The organism is Specibacter sp. RAF43 (assembly GCF_052114065.1).
Taxonomy (GTDB): domain Bacteria; phylum Actinomycetota; class Actinomycetes; order Actinomycetales; family Micrococcaceae; genus Specibacter.
Genome location: NZ_JBFREA010000053.1, coordinates 1 through 5110, shown reverse-complemented (window position 1 = coordinate 5110; position 5110 = coordinate 1). Strand labels below are relative to the sequence as shown.

Annotated in this window: 5 protein-coding genes and 1 pseudogene; 5 read left to right on the top strand and 1 reads right to left on the bottom strand. The window is 67.3% G+C overall.

Annotated features, from left to right (window positions below; translation table 11 throughout):
* Nucleotides 1-219: 219 nt before the first annotated feature.
* Nucleotides 220-831: a M23 family metallopeptidase gene (locus AB4Y80_RS16790; RefSeq protein ID WP_442215477.1), complete on the bottom strand. Its 612-nt coding sequence runs from the start codon at nt 829-831 to the stop codon at nt 220-222.
* A gap of 364 nt (nt 832-1195) precedes the next feature.
* On the opposite strand from AB4Y80_RS16790, the gene rpsB reads away from it, so the two are divergent.
* The 5 genes and pseudogenes from rpsB to AB4Y80_RS16765 all read left to right on the top strand — a co-directional run.
* Nucleotides 1196-2098: a 30S ribosomal protein S2 gene (gene rpsB, locus AB4Y80_RS16785; RefSeq protein WP_442215476.1), complete on the top strand. Its 903-nt coding sequence runs from the start codon at nt 1196-1198 to the stop codon at nt 2096-2098.
* Between the two features lie 146 nt (nt 2099-2244).
* Complete coding sequence (gene tsf, locus AB4Y80_RS16780; protein WP_442215475.1) at nt 2245-3081, top strand: translation elongation factor Ts; 837 nt, start codon at nt 2245-2247, stop codon at nt 3079-3081.
* Nucleotides 3082-3280: 199 nt separating this feature from the next.
* Nucleotides 3281-4042: a UMP kinase gene (gene pyrH / locus AB4Y80_RS16775; RefSeq protein WP_442215474.1), complete on the top strand. Its 762-nt coding sequence runs from the start codon at nt 3281-3283 to the stop codon at nt 4040-4042.
* A gap of 174 nt (nt 4043-4216) precedes the next feature.
* Nucleotides 4217-4774, top strand: coding sequence for a ribosome recycling factor (gene frr, locus AB4Y80_RS16770; protein ID WP_442215473.1), 558 nt, complete (start codon nt 4217-4219; stop codon nt 4772-4774).
* Nucleotides 4774-5110: pseudogene (locus AB4Y80_RS16765) on the top strand (hypothetical protein); the annotation flags it as partial. The gene frr and the pseudogene AB4Y80_RS16765, both read left to right, overlap by 1 nt.

The window sequence follows — 5110 nt, the reverse complement described above, 5'->3', positions numbered from 1 at the left end:
ACCACAAGCCGTGGTGCGGCCCCAACTCACGATCCAGCACCGATTCCAACGCGAGGCCAGCGATCCCGCCCCCAGCAGCAGCACCAATCCCGCGCCCACCCAAAATCAAAACGCAACAGRCTCAAAATCGGCTTTTCTCGACATCTATTGCGGGTCAGATTGGTGTGGGGGTCAGTTGGTGGGGGTGGATGGTGTGCGCGGGCCAGTTGGTGTGGGAGGTCAGTTGGCGAGGGGGAGGAGGATCGACGGGCGCAGGTCCAGGATGAACTGCAGCGGGTTGAGGTAGTGATCCTTGCGCCGGACGCCCCAGTGCAGGCAACTTTCTTCGCCCGGCGCTCCGGTGTCGCAGTGCGTCCGCCCGGCCAGTGTGCCGATTTCACTGCCCCGGGTGACGGCGTCCCCGACGGCCAGGCGGGTCGCGGCCGGCTCAAAGCTGAGCCGGAGCCCGCCGGCCGTGACCAGGGTGAGCACGGGCCGGTCCGCCACCACCCCGGCAAACGCCACCACGGCATCCGTGGGGGCCAGGATGGGGGTGCCTTGCGCCGCGAGCAGGTCCACGCCGCGGTGCCCGCCCAGCCACGGCTTGGCCGGCGGGTCAAACACATGCACCACGCGGGGGGTGGGGCTCAGCGGCCAGCCCCAGGCGAGCCGGGCCGGGAGCGGTCGGGCCGCCGTCGCGCGCGGTTGCACCGACCCGGGTGGCGCCGCATTCGCGGCTGGCAGGGACCAGCTCGACCCGGCGGCCGGGCCCGGCAGGACGGCGACCAGGGCGGCAAGCAACGCGGCGGCCACCGCGCGCAAGAGGCGTGGGGAACGCGGAATCCGGTGCATGCCACCAGTTTGGCGGCACCAACGGGCAGCCGGCACCCGGCAGCCGTGGACTGTGCATGGTGCCGGCACCCGGAGCCCGTGTGGAGGACCGGGCACCGGCCCGCGGGCGGCGCCCCGTCATGGCGGCGGGGGCGATGTAGTAAGGTTGATACTGCAGTGTGCCTTGCGCACGCTGACTACGCGCACCCCACCCTGACGAGGTGCCCAAGAGCTTCTTGGGTCCTGCCGATGGATTGCGCCCATACGGTCCGCCTCACGGCGGTTCATGGACGCGCAATAGGGTGCCAGGAGCAGGGCCCTGGCGGAGACTCTCCCCGGGGCTATCAAGCTAAAAGAACCGTAAAGAACAAGAAGGAGCGCCGGCATGCCCGTCGTAACCATGCGCCAGCTGCTTGACAGCGGCGTCCACTTTGGACACCAGACCCGTCGTTGGAACCCGAAGATGAAGCGATTCATCCTCACGGAGCGCAACGGCATCTACATCATTGACCTCCAGCAGTCACTGTCTTTCATTGACCGCGCCTACGWATTCGTCAAGGCCACCGTGGCCCACGGCGGCACGGTGCTCTTCGTCGGCACCAAGAAGCAGGCACAGGAAGCCATCGCCGAGCAGGCCACCCGTGTTGGCCAGCCCTATGTGAACCAGCGCTGGTTGGGTGGCATGCTCACCAACTTCCAGACCGTTTCCAAGCGCATCCAGCGCATGAAGGAACTCGAAGAGATCAACTTCGAGGACGTTGCATCCTCCGGCCACACCAAGAAGGAGCTGCTGCTCCTCAAGCGTGAATTGACCAAGTTGCAGACCAACCTCGGCGGCATCCGCAACCTGAGCAAGGCCCCGTCCCTGCTCTGGGTGGTTGACACCCCGAAGCAACACCTCGCCATCGACGAGGCCCACAAGCTGAACATCCCGGTTGTTGCCATCCTGGACTCCAACTGCAACCCGGACGACGTCGACTTCCCGATTCCGGGCAACGATGACGCCATCCGCTCCGTGAACCTGTTGACCCGAGTGATTGCCGACGCCATCGCCGAGGGTCTGCTGGCCCGCAACGCCAAGGCCACCGGCAACGAAGAAGCCCCCGCCGAGCCGTTGGCAGAGTGGGAGCGCGAACTCCTCGAGACCCCTGCCACCGCCGCCGCACCGGTGGAGGCCGAGGCCACCGCCGCCGCACCGGTGGAGGCCGAGGCTGCCGCCGCCGCACCGGTCGAGACCGCCACCGAGGCGCCGGCCGAGGCTGCCGCCGAAGACGCAACCGACAAGTAGTTCCGACTTCACGGCGCCCGGGGACCGGCCGCCAACACGGAACGTATTGGACGCTGGCAGGACCGCGACGCCTCGGCGCAGCGGTCCTGCCGCCGGTTCCGTGACCCAAGTCCACACACGCAAAAAATCTACACTGAGGGGTTCATATGGCGAACTACACCGCCGCTGATATTAAGGCTCTGCGCGAGCGCACGGGCGCTGGCATGATGGACGTCAAGAAGGCTCTCGACGAGGCAAACGGCGACGCCGAGAAGGCCATGGAGCTCATCCGCATCAAGGGCCTCAAGGGCGCCACGAAGCGTGAAGGCCGCTCCACCGCCGAGGGCCTGGTGGCCGCGAAGGTCGCCGGCGGCGTCGGCGTCATGGTCGAAGTCAACTGCGAGACCGACTTCGTCGCCAAGGCTGCCCCGTTCATCGAGTTCTCCAACAAGGTTCTCGAGACCGCCATGGCCACCGGGGCCGCCGACGTCGAGGCCCTGCTGGCCGCCGATGTTGACGGCAAGCCGCTCTCCGAGGTCGTCATCGAGGCCGGCGCACTGCTGGGCGAGAAGATCGTCGTGCGCCGCATTGCCCGCATCGAGGGCGCCTCCGTGGACGCCTACCTGCACAAGACCTCCAAGGACCTGCCGGCCCAGGTTGGCGTGCTCTTTGCCGTTGACGGAGACAACGACGGCGCCGCAACCGTCGCCCACGACGTGGCCGTGCACATTGCCGCCATGTCTCCGTCATACATCTCCCGCGATGAAGTGGCAGCGGAGACCGTCGAGAACGAGCGACGCATCGCCGCCGAGACCGCCCAGGCCGAGGGCAAGCCCGAAGCGGCCATGTCGAAGATCGTTGAAGGCCGCCTGACCGGCTTCTTCAAGGACATCGTCCTGGTTGACCAGGCGTTCGCCAAGGACGCCAAGAAGTCCGTGGGCACCGTCCTGGACGAGGCGGGCGTGAAGGCTGTTGCCTTTGCCCGCTTCCGCGTTGGGGCTTAGTTCACCAGCACGCCCAGGTGAGTAAGGAAGGGGCGGCCGCGCGATGCGGCCGCCCCTTCCGTGCGCCAATCGTCGGATATGATCTTAGACGGCACCCACACGTGCGCGGCTCACGAGGCCGGCATGAACGCTGCGCCGCAACACAACTGCACCGAGGGAACCTGCGGTATGAAGGTTGCCGGACTCCATGGAAGGCGAAATGACAACGAACACTCTGGACCCCAAGCAGGAAATTGCGCACAATCCCTCAGGCAGCGCCAAGCGTCGCCGGGTGCTGTTGAAACTCTCCGGGGAGGTCTTTGGGGCGGGCAAGCTCGGCGTCGACCCGGACACCATCCGCGACATCGCCCAGCAGATCGCCTGCACGGTGGACAAGGTTGAGGTGGCCATCGTGGTCGGCGGCGGGAACTTCTTCCGCGGCGCCGAACTCTCCGCCTCCGGCATGGACCGCTCCCGGGCCGACTACATGGGCATGCTTGGAACCGTCATGAACTGCCTGGCCCTGCAGGACTTCCTCGAGCAGGCGGGCGTGGACACGCGCGTCCAAAGCGCCATCACCATGGGCCAGGTGGCCGAAGCCTACATTCCCCGCCGCGCTATCCGACACATGGAAAAGAGCCGGGTGGTCATCTTTGGCGCGGGCGCCGGCCTGCCCTACTTCTCCACCGACACCGTCGCCGCCCAGCGGGCGCTGGAGGTCCACGCGGACATCGTCCTCATGGCAAAGAACGGGGTCGACGGCGTCTACACCGCCGACCCGAAGAAGGACCCCGCCGCCGTCAAGCTTGACCACCTCAGCTACGACGAGGCCATGGCCCGGGACATCCGCGTCATGGACCAGACCGCCTTCAGCCTGTGCCGCGACAACAACGTCACCATGCTCGTCTTTGGCATGGAAGGCAAGGGCAATGTCACCCGCGCCATCATGGGCGAGTCCCTGGGCACCCTGGTTACCCCGTAGCAATCCCGCTCCCGCCCGCCCGCACACGGTGCGCGCACGCCCCGCCGGGGGCAGCGCCGCCCACGGCGGTGCGGGCCCGGGCACACCGGCCGCTCACGGTAGGATGGGGGCAGGATTGCCGTGCGCACGCCGCGGAACCAGCTGTGTTTTTTCAAAAATGTTGAGGGAGAGATCGTGATCGAAGAAACTTTGCTCGAAGCCGAGGAAAAGATGGACAAGGCTATCGAGGTTGCCAAAGAGGACTTCGCCGCGGTCCGCACCGGCCGGGCGAACCCGTCCATTTTCGCGAAGGTCCTGGTGGAGTACTACGGCGCCCCCACCCCGCTGCAGCAGCTGGCCTCCTTCGCCGTCCCCGAGGCACGCACCCTGCTGATCACCCCGTTTGACCGCACCGCCCTGCACGAGATCGAGCGCGCCCTGAGCTCCTCCGACGTTGGCGCCAACCCCTCCAACGACGGCAACGTCATCCGCGTCGTGATGCCGGAACTGACGCAGGAACGCCGCAAGGAATACGTCAAGATCGTGCGCACCAAGGGCGAGGAAGCCAAGGTGTCCGTGCGCAACATCCGCCGCCGCGCCAAGGAGCAGCTGGACAAGCTCGTCAAGGACGGCGACGCCGGTGAGGACGAGGGCGCCCGCGCCGAAAAGGAACTTGACGCGCTGACGAAGGCTCACACCGACAACGTCGACGAGCTGCTCAAGCGCAAGGAAGTCGAGCTTCTCGAGGTCTAATGAAGGACCCCCAACCAGAGCGGGCCGGCTCCGAACCGGGGAGGGCGGCGGCACCGCCTCCCGCCGCCGATCCGGCGGAGCCCCGCCCGGCGGCAGGCGATCCCGGCTACCAATTTCCCACCAGAAAAGCCCGCCGCATCGCCGAGCTGACCGGCAAGGTCCCCGCCGCCGCCCCGGAGAAGCACGTACCGGAGAAGCACCAGCACGGACCAGCCCTGCCCGAGGACCGTGACCCGGGGACAACGGCGTTGCCTGTGTCCGGGCCGGGCGGCGTCGGCATGCGCCCGGGCGTCGCCACGCCCCCGGCCGAACGCGTCGCCACGCCCCCGGCCGAAC

Excerpts from the sequence above, each read along its gene's own strand:
- pyrH (WP_442215474.1), top strand. The coding sequence starts at position 3,281 with ATGACAACGAACACTCTGGACCCCAAGCAGGAAATTGCGCACAATCCC.
- tsf (WP_442215475.1), top strand. The coding sequence starts at position 2,245 with ATGGCGAACTACACCGCCGCTGATATTAAGGCTCTGCGCGAGCGCACG.
- AB4Y80_RS16790 (WP_442215477.1), bottom strand. The coding sequence starts at position 831 with ATGCACCGGATTCCGCGTTCCCCACGCCTCTTGCGCGCGGTGGCCGCC.